Origin of the sequence: Marinovum algicola (genome assembly GCF_900109145.1) — a bacterium.
GTDB lineage: Bacteria > Pseudomonadota > Alphaproteobacteria > Rhodobacterales > Rhodobacteraceae > Marinovum > Marinovum algicola.
In genome coordinates, this window is sequence record NZ_FNYY01000012.1 from 112,320 (window position 1) to 127,857 (window position 15,538).

Genomic DNA, 15,538 nt, shown 5'->3' on the forward strand with positions numbered 1-15,538 from the left:
GCGCGTGTGGCGCCGTTTGGCGAGGTGCATTCGGAGCCGCGCCGCCTGCCATGACCGGGGTTTGACAGAACTGGGAGTCTAGAATATTAGCTGGGTGTCGCGTTTGCAGGAGGGGCAGGCGCAGGGGTCGCAGATGGCGCGGCCCGGAGCGGTGCAGGCCAGCCCTGCGCGGCCCGCGACCGGAACTGCCGCCTTGCCTGGGACGCCCACACATACTGATGCCGAAAGGATTTCCATGACGTCCGCCGAAACCCGATATGCGGTTGATCCCGAGACCGCCAAGAGCTTTGACACCGCCAAGCTGCGCGAGCATTTCCACGTCGGCGGGCTGTTCGCGCCCGGCGAAATCAATCTGGTTTATTCGCATTACGACCGGCTGATCCTCGGCTCGGTGGTGCCTGACGGCAGCGCCCTGACGCTCGACACTGTGCCCGAGACCGGGACGCCCTCGTTCCTCGACCGGCGCGAGATGGGAATCCTGAACCTGGCCGAAACCGGCGAGGTCGCGGTCGGCGGCGAGCGCTACCCCCTGGCGCGCGGCGAGGTGCTCTATATCGGTATGGGCGCCGGTGCGGTGACCTTTTCGGGCGGCCGGTTCTACGTGCTCTCGGCCCCGGCGCACCGCCGCTGTCCGACCAAGCTGATCCGGCTGGAAGACGCACGCCGTGTCGAGATGGGCGCGCGCGAGAGCGCCAACGAGCGGGTCATCATCCAGTTCCTGCACCCGGAGGTCTGCGACAGTTGCCAGCTCCTGATGGGCTATACCCAATTCGCCCCCGGCTCGGTCTGGAACACCATGCCGGCGCATACCCACGACCGGCGGATGGAGGCCTATCTATATTTCGACGTGCCCGAGGACGCGCGGGTGTTCCACTTTATGGGCCGGCCCGACGAAACCCGCCATATCGTCATGGCCAACGAGGAGGCGGTGATCTCGCCGCCCTGGTCGGTGCATTGCGGGGCGGGCACGGCGTCTTACACCTTTTGCTGGGCGATGGCGGGCGACAATGTCGATTTCACCGACATGGACATGGTGGCGATGGAGGAGCTGCGATGAGCGGCGCCTTCCAGCTCACCGGCAAGCGGGCGCTGGTGACCGGCGCCAACACCGGCATCGGCCAGGCGATTGCCCTGGGGCTGGCCGAGGCCGGCGCGCATGTGGTGGCCGCCGGCCGCCGCTCCTGCGACGAGACCGTGGCGCAGATCGAGGCGGCAGGCGGCAGCGGCACAGCGCTGCTGCTCGATCTCTCGGATCCGGCGGCGGGGGCGGCGCGGCTGGGCGAGGCGGGTCACCTGGATATCCTCGTCAACAATGCCGGCATCATCCGCCGGGCCGAGTCGCAGGATTATACCGAGACCGATTGGGATGACGTGATGGATGTGAACCTCAAGGCGGTCTTCCTGATGTGCCAGGCCTTCGGCAAGGCCGCCATCGCGCGCGGCACCGGCGGGCGGATCGTCAATATCGCCTCGCTGCTGAGCTTTCAGGGCGGCATCCGCGTGCCGGCCTATACCGCGTCCAAACATGGCGTGGCCGGGCTGACCAAGTTGCTGGCCAACGAATGGTCGGCGCACGATATCAACGTCAATGCCGTGGCGCCGGGCTATATCGCCACCAACAACACCGCAGCCCTGCGCGACGACCCCGAGCGTGCGGCCGAAATCCTCGGCCGCATCCCGGCGGGCCGCTGGGGCGATCCGGCCGATATCGCCGGGGCGGTGGCCTTCCTCTGCATGCCGGCGTCGAATTACGTCACCGGCGCCGTGCTCAACGTCGATGGCGGCTGGCTGGCCCGCTAGGCGTCAGCCCCGCTCCCAGCTGCGGTGATTGTCGTCGATGATATAGGTATGGGCATGGGTGCGCCTTCCGTCGAGGTGCGGATGATCGAGCGGCAGGTCGTCGTGGCGATGGGTCAACACCAGCGGGTCTTCGGCCGGCCAGAGCCTCCGTGCGGCGAGGAGGCCAAGCCCGGCCAGCAGGCTCAGGCTCACAAGCGTGGCCGGCGCGCCGGCACCGGTCATCAGGACGCCGGCCAGCGGATAGGTGACCAGCCAGCAGGCATGCGACAGCGCGAATTGCGCGGCAAAGACTGCTGGGCGGTCCTCGGGGTGGGCCGAGCGGCGCAAGAGCCGGCCCGAGGGGGTGAGCACCGCCGCATAGCCGATCCCGGCCAGCAGCCAGGCGGCGAGCAGCAGGCCCCATGACAATCCGGCCGAGAGCAGCACCGCCGCCAGCCCGACCAGCACCGAGGTAAGCAGGCCCGCCCCGGCGAGCATCACCGGCCGGTCCGACAGCCGGTCGAGCAGCGGCGGCAGGCCGAGCGCGGCCAGCATCGAGCCGGCGCCGAAGGCCGCCATCGTCCAGCCCAGCGCGCTGGCGCCCAACCCCAGATCGCCCCGCACCAGCACAACGGTGTTCACCAGAACCATCGCGCCCCCGGCGGCCGCCGCAAGGTTCAGCGCCAGCAGCCCGCGCAGCCGGGGGGTGGCGAGATAGATGCGCAGGCCACGGGTCATCCGGTCGTAAATGCCGCGCGGCGCGGCGGGTTTCGGACGCGGCAGCAGCACCGAGATCACCAGCGCGGCCGAGGCGACAAACCCCGCCACGGTGCCGAGAAACAGCGCATTGTAGGACATCACCGCCAGCAGCAGCCCGGCCAGCAGCGGGCTGACCAGGCTCTCGAGGTCATAGGCCAGCCGCGACAGCGACAGCGCGCGGGTATAGCGGTCTTCCTCGGGCAGGACGTCGGGAATCGTCGCCTGAAACAGCGGCGTAAAGGCCGCCGAGGCCGATTGCAGGGCGAAGATCAGCACATAGACCTGCCAGACTTCGGTGACGAAGGGCAGGGCCAGCGCTGCGCCGGCGCGCAGCAGATCGAGCGTCACTAGCAGCGCCCGGCGCGGCACCCGGTCGGCAAAGGCGCCGGCAATCGGCGCGACGCCGACATAGGCCACCATCTTGATGGTAAAGACCGTGCCCAGCACGAGCCCGGCGCGCTCTCCGGCCAGATCATAGGCCAGAAGCCCCAGCGCCACCGTGGCCAGCCCGGTGCCGAGCAGCGCCACGACCTGAGCCAGAAACAGGTGCCGGTAGCTGCGATCCGCGAGAATGGCCAGCATGATGCCCTCAGAGTTGCCGCGCGGCCCGGGGCGCGCGGCTTTGATTCATGCCATCGAGACACAGCGCGCCTATGGCGCCAGCGGCCGCATATTCGACCGCCGGGCGCTTCCGGGCAATTAGGAACGACGGGCGTGCATGGCGGTGCGGGAACATGAGGCGAGGATATTCCTCGCGGGCGATTAGGCAAGCGGTTCGCGCCGGCGGCCTCTGCGGCGAAGTCGCAGGCCGGGCGAGGAAGCTTCTCTGCCGGGCACACGACGCGCAGCCCGGTGTCTTGTCGTCGTGGTCTTTGGAGAGATGGTGCTGCTGGAGAGAATTGAACTCTCGACCTCTCCCTTACCAAGACAGCGGCAGACCGGCTGAACCCCTTTTTTCGCGCGCTTTCAACTTGCACCGGAAAGCCCTCGTTTCCGTCATGTTCCGCCTTTTCTGTGCGGTAACTGTGCGGAGGGCCGGTCATGTCTAGCCTAGGCCGGTTCATGAAACCTGCGCACAAGCGCATGTCGCGGCTGATCGGCTATTGCCTCACGCTGGGAGGCTCCGACGCCTGGTCGAATTTCAGCGACGTTGCCGCCGCGAGGTTGACCCGCCAAGAGCGCGTGTCGCTGGCTTTCGCGGCCTTGCGATCCCTAACCCCGAGCGACGCCGAGGCGACGGCCAGCGCCGCGATAGGCGTAGCCGGTGAGCCTATCCCGCCTTTTCTGGGCAGCATGGATGAGGCGCGGACCTGGGCGAGCTTCGCGTCCCGCGCCGAGCTGAAGTGCTACGCCACTGCCGCCTTCGAGGCGATGAGCCATGCCGATCAGACGGCATTCCTTCGACACATCGGTGAAGTGGAGATTGCAGCATGAAGATGCTTGTGCATCGGACACCGGGCAGCGTGGCGCAGCCCTTCGACCTGGACGACTTGAAATTGCACCTTCGGGCGTCTGAGGACGCCGAGGACGCTGCAATCGCGAACATCGGTCAGACAGCGGCGGCGGAGATCGAGCATTTCGCCCAGATTGCCCTGCTGACCCAGACCGTGCTTGTGACGATCTTCGACCCCGGCCAGGACTGCGGTTTGTCGCTTCCCATCGGGCCTATGGCGGATGATGAGACGCCGACCGTGACCATCGACGGGACGGCGTTCACAGCCTTCGACGTGGTGTCTGGGGTCCGCCCCTACCTGCGCTGGCAAGACGCCTATCACGACCTGACCCCGCGCCAGGTCACGATTGAATACCAAGCCGGGTTTGGAGCTACGGCAACCGACATTCCGTATGACCTCGCTCAAGCGCTCATGGATCAAGCGGCGCTGCACTATGACGGGCGGTCCCCGATGGACGCCAAGAGCCTCACCACGTCGCCGCACATGGCACGTATCGGGGCACGGTATCGCGGGGTGCAGGTATGACCGAGCGCGAGCTTGACGAAATCCTGACGCATCGCTGGCCGCTCGTGCTGCGCGCCACCATGGCCGGGACCGACGAATGGCTGAAAGGCTTCGTTCGATCCATCGCCAGGCACGGCAAGCGGGCGTCATGGCGCCCCTCTCCGAGACAGGAACAGATCATGCGGCGGCTGGTGGCTGAGCTGGGCACCGCGCCTGCGCAGAACATCGAGGTGATCGAGGGATGAGAGATCGGCGACCCTGCGCGCCACACCCAGACGCAGGGCCGAAGTGGTGGCCGGGGTAGCAACGGTGGCGCCACTGAGGAACAGCCTACCACGGGCGGGATCACAGGCAAAGGGCAGTCCGAGAGGTTGAGGCCCGATCCCCGGCGCAGCGTTCGTGCGCCGCAAGCAGCAACCGACCGACCGGCAGGAGCGCATGACCGGACGGGCCCAAAGCGATGGACCGGCTCCGTTGAGCAGGACCGACACGCGGCGGGCATAGGGACTGCCGCAGCCGCGCGCTGTGGGCAGTCGTCCTATGCCCTTCGCTCCGAACCTCACCATTGAGCAGACGGTGAGAGCAACGGTTGAACAGAGAGATACGCGCGAGGACACGCGATGACTGAGGCGACGAAAAAAAGGGACAGGCAATGGCGCAAGGCTGACGGCACGAAACTGCCGCCAGCGCCCAAGCCCGCGCCTTCGTCGCATGAACAGGCGGACCTCTTTGGAAATGGTCCCAATGCCGCAACTTTCTCGAACTCGGCAAACCGTATGTGTGAGTTCGCAATTTTCGCGCCCGGCGGAGAACTGGAAAACGCGGCCCCGGCGGAACGAGCTATGCGTTTCATGCAAGGGCTGGCAATCCCCGAAGGTCCGAATGCGGGCCAGCCGGTGAAGCTTGCCCCGTTTCAGCGCCGGTTCATCGAGGGCGCTTTGGCATCCGACACCGCGAACGCGATTCTCAGCATCGGGCGCGGCAACGGCAAGTCCGCGATCACTGCAGGGCTTGGCCTGGGCGGTCTGATCGGCATCTGGGATCGCCAGCCCCGGCGCGAGATCATCGCTGCCGCACGGACCCGCGATCAGGGCCGGATCATCTGGGACTTTGTGGCCGGGTTCGCTGCGACCCTGCCACTCGAAATTCAGCGCCAGTTGATCTACCGGCGCGCGCCCCGGCTGGAGATCGAATTCACCGGCGACGGCGGCGGGCATGTTCTGCGCGTGATCGCGGCGGACGGGAAATCCGCCCTGGGCGGCGCGCCGACAATGGCGATCCTGGACGAACGCGGGCATTGGGCGCTGGATCGCGGCGACGAGCTGGAACACGCGCTGTTGTCCGGCTTGGGTAAGCGTGACGGGCGCGCCTTCCTGATCAGCACTTCGGCCAGCGACGATGCACACCCGTTCTCACGCTGGATTGACGATCCGCTGCCGGGCACCTTCGTGCAGGAACATCGGCCGGCACCCGGCCTTCCGGCTGACGATCCCGAAAGCCTTTTGATCGCCAACCCCGGCGCGCCGCACGGCATCGGCGGTTCGCTGGACTGGCTGGAAGCCCAGGCCAAGCGCGCGATTGCGCGGGGCGGTTCCAGCCTGACAAGCTTTCGGCTCTACAACCGCAATGAGCGCGTGTCTGGCGAGTCCCGCGACCTGCTGATTACCTTGGACGAATGGCTGGCCTGCGAGACCGAGGCTCTACCGCCCCGCCAGGGCGGCGTCGTGATCGGCATCGACCTGGGCGGTTCTGCGTCCATGACGGCGGCGGCGTTCTACTGGCCCGAAACCGGGCGGCTGGAATGCCGGGGCACCTTTCCTTCGCAGCCTTCCTTGCTGGATCGCGGGCAGATGGACGGCGTGGCCGGACGCTATGTCGAGATGCAGGACCGGGGCGAATTGTCGGTGCTGGGCGACAAGACGGTGCCTGTTGCACCGTGGCTGGTCGAGGTGGTGCGCCATGTCGAGGGCCAGCCGATCAGCGCGATCACGATGGACCGCTACAAACAGGCTGAGCTGGGCGAGGCGATCACGCGGGCGGGCATCCGCGTCCCGCTTGTGTGGCGCGGGCAGGGCTTCCGCGATGGCGGCGAGGATTGCGAGAGGTTCCGGCGCGCCGCCTTTGACGGCCAGGTGAGGGCGAGCCCGTCGCTGCTGCTGCGCTCTGCCTTTGCAGATGCGGTCTGTCTGCGCGACCCCTCGAACAACCTGAAGCTGGCGAAGGCCCGGGCGACCGGGCGGATCGACGCGGCGGCGGCGTCAGTGCTGGCGGTTGCCCAGGGCGCGCGGATCGCAGCTCAACCCAAATCGAAAGCGAGGATGGCATGGTTCTGAACGCAGGCAGCCTTAACCGGCGCATTCAAATTCGGCGGTTCGTCAGAACTGGGACGGACCCCTACGGCAGCCCGACCGGCGACTGGGAAGATCACGGATCCCCGATATTTGCGCGTCGCCGGGATGTTTCCGATGCCGAACGCATCAGCGGCGGCGCGTGGGACAACGTGCAGGTTACCCGCTTCGTGATCCGGGCATCCGCCTTCGGACGGGGCATCGCTCGATCCGACAAGCTGGTTCACGAAGGAATCACATTCGTGATCGACGGGATCAAAGAGGTTCCGCCTGGGCGCGCCTTTCTTGAGATCACCGCGATCACATCGGAGTCGCCATGAGCATCCGCAAAGAACATCACCGCTATTCGGCCAAGGTGACACGCACCAAGCGCTGGAAGGTATTGCGCGCGGAAATCCTCGAGCGGGACCGCTATCGCTGCCGGTCCTGCGGTTGCGGCGGGCGGCTCGAGGTCGACCACATCAAACCGGTCAGGACGCATCCCGAACTGTCCTATGACCCCGGCAATCTGCAAGCGCTTTGCCCAGGCTGCCACACCCGCAAAACCCGAATCGAGTGCGGGCATCGCCCGCCCCGAAAAGACCGCCAGGACTGGCGGCAAGCGGTCGAGGCGATGGAACGCCCCGACAAAACCCAAACCAACAAACGCGAGGAATGAGCATGTTGGACTCCGTGAAGATCGCCCGGCGGCAAAGTGAAATCCGCCAGCAACTGGCCGAACTGGCTGGCAAGGAAACCCCGACCGAAGACGAAGTGCGGTCGATGGAAAATCTGGACCTGGAATACCGCCAGAACGAAACTCGGTATCGCGCGGCGCTGATTGCCGAGGATACCGAGCGCCGGGACGCGGGCGAGGAACTGGAAACCCGCTCCGCCCAGGAATGGGCCGAGTTGATGGCCGGTTTCGAGATGCGCCAGGTCGCGCTTGCCCTGGACGAAGGGCGGCAACTGCAAGGCCAGACCGCCGAGATCGTGACCGAGCTTCGCGAGCAAGGCGGCTTCCGTGGCATCCCCGTGCCTTGGCAGGCGCTGGAAACCCGCGCCGGTGAGACCGTCGCCAGCGGAACGCCGAACCCGATCCAGACCCGTCCGATCATCGACCGGCTGTTTCCGGGCAGCATGGCCGCGCGCATGGGGGCCCAGATGATCAGCATCGACGCAGGCGCGGTGGAATGGCCGGTGACCACATCGAGCGTCACCGCAGGCTGGGCCGATGGCGAGACGGCCAATGTGGCGGGTCCGACCGTCTACGCTACAACTGACCGGGCCATGTCGCCGGATCACAACCTGGGCATTCAGATGCGGATCACCCGCAAGACGCTGAAGCAATCCGGGGCAGCCTTGGAACAGGCGGTGCGGCGCGACATGAGCGGCGCCATGGGTGCGGCGATGGATCAGGCGGCATTCCTGGGTACCGGAGCGAACGGCCAGCCGCTGGGCGTAATCGCGGGCGCGGCCACCTATGGCATCACATCGACGGCAATCAATGATCTTGCCACCTGGGCAGCATTCCGGGCGGGCGTGACCCGCTTCATGACGGCAAATGCCGCCGGATCGCCCGACGCGGTGCGGGCGCTGATCCGGCCCGAGCTGTGGGACTACATGGATGGCGTTTACATCGACACCGGGACGGGCGTGACGGAATGGGATCGCCTGGTAAAGAACATCCCGGCGGGCAACATCGCCATGACCAACAACGCTCTTGCCGCCCCGACCGGTACGCCTTCGGCATGTTCGGCGCTGCTGACCACATCGGCGGGCGGCGTTGCCCCGATCTTCATCGGTGCATGGGGCGCGGTGGATATGATCCGCGATCCCTATAGCGATGCGCAATCCGGCGGTCTGCGGATCACGGCTCTTGCCACGATGGACCTGACCGTGGCGCGCCCGGCCCAGCTCGAACTGCTGACCGGCCTTGAACTGGAAGCGGGCGTGTAATGCTCTGGGGCGCTCACACAGGCAGCCTTGAGCTGCGCACCGAGGGCGGGGAAACCCGCCTTCGGGCAATCTTCCCATATGGCCGGGAAACCGTGATGGCCGAGGGCATCGCGCTGGGGCGTGAGCGTCGTGAAGTGATCGCGTCCCGCGCCTTTGCGGACCGTCTGGAACGCGGCGACGACATTCACTTTCTGGCCGGCCATGACTTCAACAAACCTCTGGCATCACGTTCCGCTGGTACCTTGGACCTGTCGGAAACCGACGAGGCGCTGACCATCAACGCGAGGATCAGCGCAGACATGGGCCAGGTCAGCTATGTGCGCGACTTCCTGTCTGCCCATGCTGCCGGGCTGGTGCGCGGCCTATCGCCAGGCTTCCGGGTTCGGCCCGGTGGTGAGACGGTCGAGGAACGCGGCAACGCGATCCTGAGGACCATCAAGGCGGCTGACCTGATCGAGATCAGCGCCGTCACGAAACCGGCCTACAGCCAAGCCCAGATCGAGGCTCGGAACTGGCAACCCATTGGCGAGGTTGCGCACCGGCTCACGCATCGCCCCGCCGCAATTCGGTGGAGGTGAGAATGCTGGATTGGCTCCGAAACAAGCTGCGCCCGATCGAGGAACGATCGAGCGGTTCCGGCTATACCGCCCAAGTCATGGCGGCGCGAGACAGCTACATCAGCGGGCGGCGCGGCGTGGCCGAACTGACCGCGACGGTGCAGAGCTGCGTCAGCCTCTGGGAAGGCGGCTTTGCCATGGCGGACGTGGCGGGCACCGACCTGTTGACCCGGCAGGCCATGGCGATGATCGCCCGCGGCGTGGCGCTGACCGGCGAAGCGGTTTACCTGGTCACCGACCTCGGGCTGGTGCCTGCGACCGATTGGGATGTGACCACACGCGACGGCAAACCCCGCGCCTATCGCCTGTCCATCCCTGAGGCGGGCGGCGGGCGGACGGTGACGGCCCTTGCTGCCGAGGTGCTGCACTTGCGGATCGGCGCTGACAACCTGACCCCTTGGATTGGTACCGCGCCTCTGCGGCGGTCCAGCCTGACCGGGGCAATGCTTCATGCAGTTGAATCGGCGCTAAGCGAGACATTCGAGAATGCCCCGCTTGGTTCGCAAATTGTGCCGCTGCCGGATACCGGGGCGGAGGACATGGCGACCATGCGCAACGCGTTTCGAGGGCGGCGCGGATCCACGCTGGTGATCGAGGGCGTGGCCCAGGCGACGGCGGCAGGCATGAATCCCCAGGCGGACAAAAAGCCGGACCAGCTTTCCCCGGACCTGTCCCGAAGCATGACGGCCGAAACGCTGGCGGCGGCGCGCGAGGGCATCCTGATGGCCTACGGTGTTCTGCCGTCGCTGGCGAACCGCGCCTCCACGGGACCGGCAGTCAGGGAAGCCCAGCGCCAGCTTGCAATCTGGACCTTGCAGCCTATCGCCGCGCTTCTGGCAGAGGAAGCGACTGCCAAGCTGGGCGCGACCGTCGAAATCGACACGATCCGGCCCTTGCAAGCCTTCGACGCGGGCGGACGTGCCAGGGCGCTATCGGCGATCATCAAAACGATGGCGGAAGCGAAAGACGCAGGCATTCCGCCGGGCGACGTGTCCGGCGCGATGCGCATGGTCGATTGGGAGAAATGAGATAGGCTGGTCGCGCCTGGGTTCGGCTCTTGTCCAGCCCTTCATCGCCCGAAGCGATCCGGATCAGTCGGTTAGTGCCGTAACAACCCCGACAGCGCGCGGCCCGCTCTCCGGCGGGCGCGGCGCGCATCTTTGAATTATTTCTTTGAGGAGCTTTCCTCAATGACGTTGCGTAATATTTTCATTTCCGAAATGAGATCGCTGTGCCGAGCGCTCAGCGTTTCCATCAGTTCACATTGTACATTCGTGCTGTGAGTCAATGTCTTGATGGCTGCCTTCAGCTCTTCGATGGTTTCTTTATCCATTTGTCACCTTTTGGTTAGGCGGACACCTGCGCCCCCGCCATTTTCTGCGATGAACTCGACCCCGGCTTCTTCAAGGGCTTCCCTCATCCTGATTTGGGCTGTGGTCGAAACCACTCGCCGTTCTTTCTCGAAATCTACGATAGTGGACAGGCCGAACCCTGCCGCCGTCGCCAATTCCGGTTGTGTCATTCCGATCAGGGCGCGCGCCGCCCGACATTGTGCTGGGGTCATTTCAACATTTTCTGTTGACGCACCGTGCGCCCATCTCATATCAACATAAACTGTTGATACCGTAATCTGGAGACCGTGACAATGACCAAAGAACGCGCCAGCGCGAACGAAGAAGCTCGCCCCGTGAGCCTCTGGGAAAACAAGGATGTGAAGGGCCATGCCCTTTGCGCCGAACATATGTGGCGGAAACACAAAGACGAAGTGAAGTCCCTTCGCAACCGCCAGGCGGCTTACCTGGACAGCCTGCCCACCGATCCCCAAGAGGCTTGCCACGCGGCCATGCGCCTCATGGAAGGCGGGCACGGCTACTATCCCGAGGGTTTCGAGATGGCGCGCCACTTGTCCTGCGCGCTTGAAGCGATGATCAGGCACAGCGACACTGACGATGAAGGCCCGGAACGCGATGCGGCGATCTATTTGGCGGATAAGGCAGTTCAGTCGATGATGCGCGCGACCGAGCAACTCGACAGGATCGCCGACATTCTGGGAAATCCGGGGCGAGTGAAGCGTGAGGGTGCCTGAAAAAAATATCTTGACCTTTAGGCCGTTCCGGATGACAAATGGTCAAGGAATTTTTTGATTGAGGGCGACATGCTGCTAGATCACACTTGGAAGGCCAGTGCGGCGGCGCACAACGCGGGCGTCACACCTAACCAGTTGCAAATATGGCTGAAGCGAAAGCTACCTTTGGGCACCGGCATTGATGGTGGGGGCAGCCAAGGATCGCACCGCCTTTTCAATTTTCGGAACATCATGGAATTTGCCGTTGCTCATGCGCTTACCCTTCAGGGTTTTTCAGTCGCGGATGCGTTCTCGGTGGCCGCGAAGGTGGCCTATACCACAACGCGGGAGCGTGGACTTGTTCTGCGGGAGGCGGGGTTTCCGTTTCCCGAGTGCGAGGGCGTGAGCTTCCTGGCAATCACGGGCGGCGATGCCTTGACGTCAGATGTTCTGACTGCTGATCGCTTGATGCTGCATCCGGCGCTGCGCGGCAGCGCCGATGCCGTAACCTTGCTGAACGTGTCCAAGGTGTTCAGGGATGTATGTAACCGCATTGGGGACAATCCTTCCGAAGTCCTGAATGCGGTCTACGAAAATTATCCGCGTGAGCTGGCCGATCCAGCGGCGCAATAGATCGAGGCAGAAGCATGTCGCGTCTGATAACCCTCAAAGAAGCTGCCGAGCAACTTCACCAGACGATCTCGGTGGAAGCGCTGCGCAAGGCTGTACGCAGTGGGGATCTTCGGGCCGACAAATTCAATACCCGGTCGTACCTCACGACTTGGGAATGGGTGCAGGACTGGATCACATGCCGAGGCCAAGAAAACCCGCGCGCCTGTACTGGCGCAAAGACGAACAGCAATGGGTTATCCGCGACGGAAACACCCAAAAGCGGACAGGATTTGGTGCAAGGGAGTCTGGAAAGGCTGAGGACGCGCTTGCCGAATACCTCAAGGCAAAGGCCGTGCCCGAACGGACCGGTCCAGCAAATCCGGCGGACCTGACCGTGGGTGAGGTTCTCGCAAAATATGCTGATGATTACGGCCCGAGCATGGATGCACCTGCGACCCTGGCCTATTCCATCAGCGCTCTTGCGCCGTTCTGGGCTGATCTGACCTGTGATGCGGTCAAGGAATCGACCTGCCGCCGGTATCTGACCCATCGAGATCGCGCGCCAGGTACGGTTCGGCGCGAGCTGGGCGTTCTGCAAGCTGCGATTAACTATGCCCATCGCGAGGGCGTCTTGGTGCATCCGATCAAAGTGAAGTTGCCAGAGGCCGGAGCGATCCGCGACAGGTGGTTGACCCGCGACGAGCTGGCAATGCTCTTGCGCGCGGCAGCGCCTCATGTGCGCAGGTTCATTCTGCTGTCGTTCTACAGTGGGCGGCGCGCAAGTGCGATCCTTGAACTGACCTGGGCGCGGGTTGACTTGAACGCCGGGGTGATCCGCTTTCGCGAGGACGGCCAACGGGAAACGAATAAGCGCCGGGGGCGGATTACGATGCCCAGGCAGTTGCGCAACCATGTTGCCAGGTGGCGGGCGGAGCTCGATGCAATGCCACGTCGCTCTGCGGCGCGCCAGACGCATGTCGTCATGTTCCGTGGCAAGACGGTTGCCAACATCAAGAAGGGGATCGCCCGCGCGGCAGAACGGGCCGGATTGGACGATGTGACGCCGCACGTCTTGAAACATACAGCGATCACTCACGCGGTCATGAACGGCCTTGGGATCGAGGACGCGGCGGAATACTTCGACACGTCACCCGCTACGATTCGCGAACACTACTGGCACCACAGCCCACATCAACAAGCGGCTGCTGTGCAGGTTATTGAAAGGCGGGGACGATGATTTCTGTGCGGATAGCTGTGCGCCACATCAAGAGTGTATCCCTTAAGTGGTGGTGCTGCTGGAGAGAATTGAACTCTCGACCTCTCCCTTACCAAGGGAGTGCTCTACCTCTGAGCTACAGCAGCGCCGGGGGCCTGCGGCATCAGCCGCGGCGTGGCGGGTGATTAGACGCAAACGCGCAGCAGTGCAAGGGCAATCTGGACCCTTTTTTGCACTTGCGGTACCACAGCGCCATGACCCGTGATAGCGACACCGAAACACCCGGAAAAAAGCCCCGCGATGAAGGCCGCGATGCGCGGCTCAAGGCGGCATTGAAAGCGAACTTGGGGCGCAGGAAGGCGCAGGCCCGGGCCCGGGCGGCGCAGGACGACGCATCCGACGACCAGATCGAGCAAAAGGACGAATAGAGGCATGGATTCGATTATCGTGACGGGCAATGGCCCGCTGAGCGGGCAGATCCCGATTGCCGGCGCCAAGAACGCCTGCCTCACGCTGATGCCGGCGACGCTGTTGAGCGAAGAACCGCTCACCCTGACCAATGCGCCGCGGCTGTCCGACATCAAGACGATGACAACGCTGCTGCAATCGCTCGGCGCCGAGGTGTCGCAGCTTCAGGATGGCCAGGTGATCGCGATGTCGAGCCACGATCTCGACAATCATACCGCGCATTACGACATCGTGCGCAAGATGCGCGCCTCGAACCTCGTGCTCGGCCCGATGCTGGCGCGGCTGGGGCAGGCGGTGGTGTCGCTGCCCGGCGGTTGCGCGATCGGTGCACGGCCGATGGATCTGCATATCTCCGCGCTGGAGGCGCTGGGCGCCGAGATCGAGCTCAAGGACGGTTACCTGCACGCCAAGGCCCCCGGCGGGCTCAAGGGCACAGTGCACGAGCTGCGCTTTGCGAGCGTCGGCGCCACCGAGAACACGGTCATGGCGGCGACGCTGGCCAAGGGCACCACGGTGCTGAAAAACGCCGCCCGCGAGCCCGAGATCGTCGATCTGGTGCGGTGCCTGCGCAAGATGGGCGCGCAGATCGAGGGCGAGGGCACTGCAACCATCACCATCGAGGGCGTCGACCAGCTGCATGGCGCCACCCACCCGGTGGTGACCGACCGGATCGAGCTTGGCACCTATATGATCGCCCCGGCTATCGCCGGCGGCGAGGTCGAGTGCCTCGGCGGCAAGCTGGAGCTGGTGCAGGCCTTTGCCGAAAAGCTCGACGCCGCCGGCATCTCGGTGGAAGAGACCGACACCGGCCTCAAGGTCGCCCGCCGCAATGGCCGGGTCCGGGCGGTGGACGTGAAAACCGAGGTCTTTCCGGGCTTTCCAACCGATCTTCAGGCGCAGATGATGGCCTTGATGTGCACCGCCGAAGGATCTGCGGTGCTTGACGAGACCATCTTTGAAAACAGGTTCATGCATGCTCCGGAGCTGACCCGCATGGGCGCCGACATCGAGGTGCATGGCGGTCAGGCCCGGGTGAACGGGGTCGAGCGGCTCAAGGGGGCGCCGGTGATGGCCACCGATCTGCGCGCCTCGGTGTCGCTGATCCTGGCCGGACTGGCCGCCGAGGGCGAAACCCGGGTCAGCCGGGTCTACCACCTGGATCGGGGCTATGAAAACGTGGTGAACAAGCTGAGCGCCGTCGGCGCCAGGATCGAGAGGGTCAAGGAGGCATGAGCCAGGACGCAACCTTCGAAGAGGGCCGCGAGGCGCCGCTCTACCTGGCGGCGCTCGATCCCGACGATCTGCAAATCCTCTCGGCGCTGGCGCAGGACGCGGTGTTTCCGATCACCGAAATGCGCTGGCAGCCCAGGGCCCGCCGCTTTGCCCTGCTGGCCAACCGCTTCCGCTGGGAAGACCTGACCGCCGCCGAACGCCGGCAGCGGACCCCGGAGCGGGTGCAATCGCTGCTGGTGATCGACAATGTTCTCAAGGTGGCGAGCCAGGGCATCGACCGCAGTGACAGCGATCTGATCCTTTCGCTTCTCGCCGTCAGCTTCACCCCCGGTGAGGACGGCACCGGCGAGGTGCTGCTGACGCTGGCCGGCGATGGCGCCGTCCGGCTCGAGGTCGAGGCGCTGGAGGTCACCCTCAAGGATGTTACGCGGCCCTATGCGGCGCCTTCGCGCAAGGTGCCCAAGCATCCGGAGTGATGCGCGCCTGCTTCAACCTGCCCGATCAACACCGGGGGTCCGGGGGCCACGCCCGCCAATGCCCCCACT

The 15,538-nt window shown here is 64.9% G+C and carries 19 protein-coding genes and 1 tRNA gene; 17 read left to right on the plus strand and 3 right to left on the minus strand.

The features are described 5' to 3' along the window. Positions 1-235 precede the first annotated feature (235 nt). Both kduI and kduD read left to right on the plus strand, forming a co-directional pair. Positions 236-1,057 carry a 5-dehydro-4-deoxy-D-glucuronate isomerase gene (kduI, locus tag BMW90_RS16385; protein WP_074837506.1) on the plus strand — a complete coding sequence of 274 codons (822 nt, stop codon included), beginning with the start codon at positions 236-238 and terminating at the stop codon, positions 1,055-1,057. Then, complete coding sequence (gene kduD / locus BMW90_RS16390) at positions 1,054-1,800, plus strand: 2-dehydro-3-deoxy-D-gluconate 5-dehydrogenase KduD (protein ID WP_074837507.1); 747 nt, start codon at positions 1,054-1,056, stop codon at positions 1,798-1,800. Before kduI ends, kduD begins: the two co-directional genes overlap by 4 nt. Positions 1,801-1,803: 3 nt before the next feature. Here the strand turns inward: kduD and BMW90_RS16395 are convergent, their stop codons facing one another. Further along, entirely contained in the window at positions 1,804-3,120 is a 1,317-nt protein-coding gene (locus BMW90_RS16395) for an MFS transporter (RefSeq protein WP_074837508.1), read from the minus strand. Between the two features lie 480 nt (positions 3,121-3,600). Between BMW90_RS16395 and BMW90_RS16400 the strand changes: the two genes are divergently transcribed. The 9 genes from BMW90_RS16400 (at position 3,601) to BMW90_RS16440 (ending at position 10,427) form a co-directional block, all read left to right on the plus strand. Continuing rightward, positions 3,601-3,972, plus strand: a complete 372-nt coding sequence (locus tag BMW90_RS16400; RefSeq protein WP_139211416.1) for a hypothetical protein — start codon at positions 3,601-3,603, stop codon at positions 3,970-3,972. Then, a complete protein-coding gene (locus BMW90_RS16405; protein ID WP_074837510.1) occupies positions 3,969-4,517 on the plus strand; it encodes a head-tail connector protein in 549 nt (182 codons plus the stop codon). The genes BMW90_RS16400 and BMW90_RS16405 overlap by 4 nt, the downstream gene beginning before the upstream one ends. Beyond that, positions 4,514-4,741, plus strand: a complete 228-nt coding sequence (locus tag BMW90_RS16410; protein ID WP_074837511.1) for a hypothetical protein — start codon at positions 4,514-4,516, stop codon at positions 4,739-4,741. Before BMW90_RS16405 ends, BMW90_RS16410 begins: the two co-directional genes overlap by 4 nt. A gap of 375 nt (positions 4,742-5,116) precedes the next feature. Next, entirely contained in the window at positions 5,117-6,829 is a 1,713-nt protein-coding gene (locus tag BMW90_RS16415) for a terminase TerL endonuclease subunit (RefSeq protein WP_083416083.1), read from the plus strand. After that, complete coding sequence (locus tag BMW90_RS16420) at positions 6,820-7,164, plus strand: head-tail adaptor protein (protein WP_074837512.1); 345 nt, start codon at positions 6,820-6,822, stop codon at positions 7,162-7,164. Before BMW90_RS16415 ends, BMW90_RS16420 begins: the two co-directional genes overlap by 10 nt. Next, positions 7,161-7,502, plus strand: a complete 342-nt coding sequence (locus tag BMW90_RS16425) for an HNH endonuclease (RefSeq protein ID WP_074837513.1) — start codon at positions 7,161-7,163, stop codon at positions 7,500-7,502. Before BMW90_RS16420 ends, BMW90_RS16425 begins: the two co-directional genes overlap by 4 nt. Before the next feature lie 2 nt (positions 7,503-7,504). Further along, entirely contained in the window at positions 7,505-8,782 is a 1,278-nt protein-coding gene (locus BMW90_RS16430; protein WP_074837514.1) for a phage major capsid protein, read from the plus strand. A 95-nt stretch (positions 8,783-8,877) separates the two neighbouring features. Then, positions 8,878-9,360, plus strand: coding sequence for an HK97 family phage prohead protease (locus tag BMW90_RS16435; RefSeq protein WP_407657395.1), 483 nt, complete (start codon positions 8,878-8,880; stop codon positions 9,358-9,360). A gap of 2 nt (positions 9,361-9,362) precedes the next feature. Beyond that, positions 9,363-10,427 carry a phage portal protein gene (locus BMW90_RS16440; RefSeq protein WP_083416084.1) on the plus strand — a complete coding sequence of 355 codons (1,065 nt, stop codon included), beginning with the start codon at positions 9,363-9,365 and terminating at the stop codon, positions 10,425-10,427. 137 nt (positions 10,428-10,564) lie between these two features. Here the strand turns inward: BMW90_RS16440 and BMW90_RS26725 are convergent, their stop codons facing one another. Beyond that, entirely contained in the window at positions 10,565-10,732 is a 168-nt protein-coding gene (locus BMW90_RS26725) for a hypothetical protein (RefSeq protein WP_170850566.1), read from the minus strand. Positions 10,733-11,044: 312 nt separating this feature from the next. Between BMW90_RS26725 and BMW90_RS16450 the strand changes: the two genes are divergently transcribed. From BMW90_RS16450 to BMW90_RS16460, 3 genes are all read left to right on the plus strand, one after another. After that, entirely contained in the window at positions 11,045-11,485 is a 441-nt protein-coding gene (locus BMW90_RS16450) for a hypothetical protein (protein WP_139211418.1), read from the plus strand. Positions 11,486-11,554: 69 nt separating this feature from the next. Continuing rightward, on the plus strand, positions 11,555-12,097 hold the full coding sequence (locus tag BMW90_RS16455; protein WP_139211420.1) for a MerR family transcriptional regulator: 543 nt from the start codon (positions 11,555-11,557) through the stop codon (positions 12,095-12,097). 154 nt (positions 12,098-12,251) lie between these two features. Next, complete coding sequence (locus tag BMW90_RS16460) at positions 12,252-13,313, plus strand: tyrosine-type recombinase/integrase (RefSeq protein WP_170850567.1); 1,062 nt, start codon at positions 12,252-12,254, stop codon at positions 13,311-13,313. 50 nt (positions 13,314-13,363) lie between these two features. Here BMW90_RS16460 and BMW90_RS16465 read toward each other — a convergent pair. Continuing rightward, positions 13,364-13,438, minus strand: a tRNA-Thr gene (locus BMW90_RS16465). A gap of 108 nt (positions 13,439-13,546) precedes the next feature. On the opposite strand from BMW90_RS16465, the gene BMW90_RS26730 reads away from it, so the two are divergent. The 3 genes from BMW90_RS26730 to BMW90_RS16475 are packed head-to-tail and all read left to right on the plus strand — an operon-like array spanning position 13,547 to position 15,469. Further along, positions 13,547-13,720 carry a hypothetical protein gene (locus tag BMW90_RS26730; RefSeq protein WP_170850568.1) on the plus strand — a complete coding sequence of 58 codons (174 nt, stop codon included), beginning with the start codon at positions 13,547-13,549 and terminating at the stop codon, positions 13,718-13,720. A gap of 4 nt (positions 13,721-13,724) precedes the next feature. Beyond that, positions 13,725-14,993, plus strand: coding sequence for a UDP-N-acetylglucosamine 1-carboxyvinyltransferase (gene murA, locus BMW90_RS16470; RefSeq protein WP_074837519.1), 1,269 nt, complete (start codon positions 13,725-13,727; stop codon positions 14,991-14,993). Next, positions 14,990-15,469, plus strand: coding sequence for a DUF2948 family protein (locus tag BMW90_RS16475; RefSeq protein WP_048529173.1), 480 nt, complete (start codon positions 14,990-14,992; stop codon positions 15,467-15,469). The genes murA and BMW90_RS16475 overlap by 4 nt, the downstream gene beginning before the upstream one ends. Positions 15,470-15,538: the final 69 nt, after the last annotated feature.

Coding starts and splice junctions, on each gene's coding strand:
- kduI (WP_074837506.1), top strand. CDS start 236: ATGACGTCCGCCGAAACCCGATATGCGGTTGATCCCGAGACCGCCAAG.
- BMW90_RS16395 (WP_074837508.1), bottom strand. CDS start 3,120: ATGCTGGCCATTCTCGCGGATCGCAGCTACCGGCACCTGTTTCTGGCT.
- BMW90_RS16415 (WP_083416083.1), top strand. CDS start 5,117: ATGACTGAGGCGACGAAAAAAAGGGACAGGCAATGGCGCAAGGCTGAC.
- BMW90_RS16475 (WP_048529173.1), top strand. CDS start 14,990: ATGAGCCAGGACGCAACCTTCGAAGAGGGCCGCGAGGCGCCGCTCTAC.
- BMW90_RS16435 (WP_407657395.1), top strand. CDS start 8,878: ATGGCCGAGGGCATCGCGCTGGGGCGTGAGCGTCGTGAAGTGATCGCG.
- BMW90_RS26725 (WP_170850566.1), bottom strand. CDS start 10,732: ATGGATAAAGAAACCATCGAAGAGCTGAAGGCAGCCATCAAGACATTG.
- BMW90_RS16425 (WP_074837513.1), top strand. CDS start 7,161: ATGAGCATCCGCAAAGAACATCACCGCTATTCGGCCAAGGTGACACGC.
- BMW90_RS16405 (WP_074837510.1), top strand. CDS start 3,969: ATGAAGATGCTTGTGCATCGGACACCGGGCAGCGTGGCGCAGCCCTTC.
- BMW90_RS16400 (WP_139211416.1), top strand. CDS start 3,601: ATGAAACCTGCGCACAAGCGCATGTCGCGGCTGATCGGCTATTGCCTC.
- kduD (WP_074837507.1), top strand. CDS start 1,054: ATGAGCGGCGCCTTCCAGCTCACCGGCAAGCGGGCGCTGGTGACCGGC.
- BMW90_RS16455 (WP_139211420.1), top strand. CDS start 11,555: ATGCTGCTAGATCACACTTGGAAGGCCAGTGCGGCGGCGCACAACGCG.
- BMW90_RS16410 (WP_074837511.1), top strand. CDS start 4,514: ATGACCGAGCGCGAGCTTGACGAAATCCTGACGCATCGCTGGCCGCTC.
- BMW90_RS16450 (WP_139211418.1), top strand. CDS start 11,045: ATGACCAAAGAACGCGCCAGCGCGAACGAAGAAGCTCGCCCCGTGAGC.
- BMW90_RS26730 (WP_170850568.1), top strand. CDS start 13,547: ATGACCCGTGATAGCGACACCGAAACACCCGGAAAAAAGCCCCGCGAT.
- murA (WP_074837519.1), top strand. CDS start 13,725: ATGGATTCGATTATCGTGACGGGCAATGGCCCGCTGAGCGGGCAGATC.
- BMW90_RS16440 (WP_083416084.1), top strand. CDS start 9,363: ATGCTGGATTGGCTCCGAAACAAGCTGCGCCCGATCGAGGAACGATCG.
- BMW90_RS16430 (WP_074837514.1), top strand. CDS start 7,505: ATGTTGGACTCCGTGAAGATCGCCCGGCGGCAAAGTGAAATCCGCCAG.
- BMW90_RS16460 (WP_170850567.1), top strand. CDS start 12,252: ATGGGTGCAGGACTGGATCACATGCCGAGGCCAAGAAAACCCGCGCGC.
- BMW90_RS16420 (WP_074837512.1), top strand. CDS start 6,820: ATGGTTCTGAACGCAGGCAGCCTTAACCGGCGCATTCAAATTCGGCGG.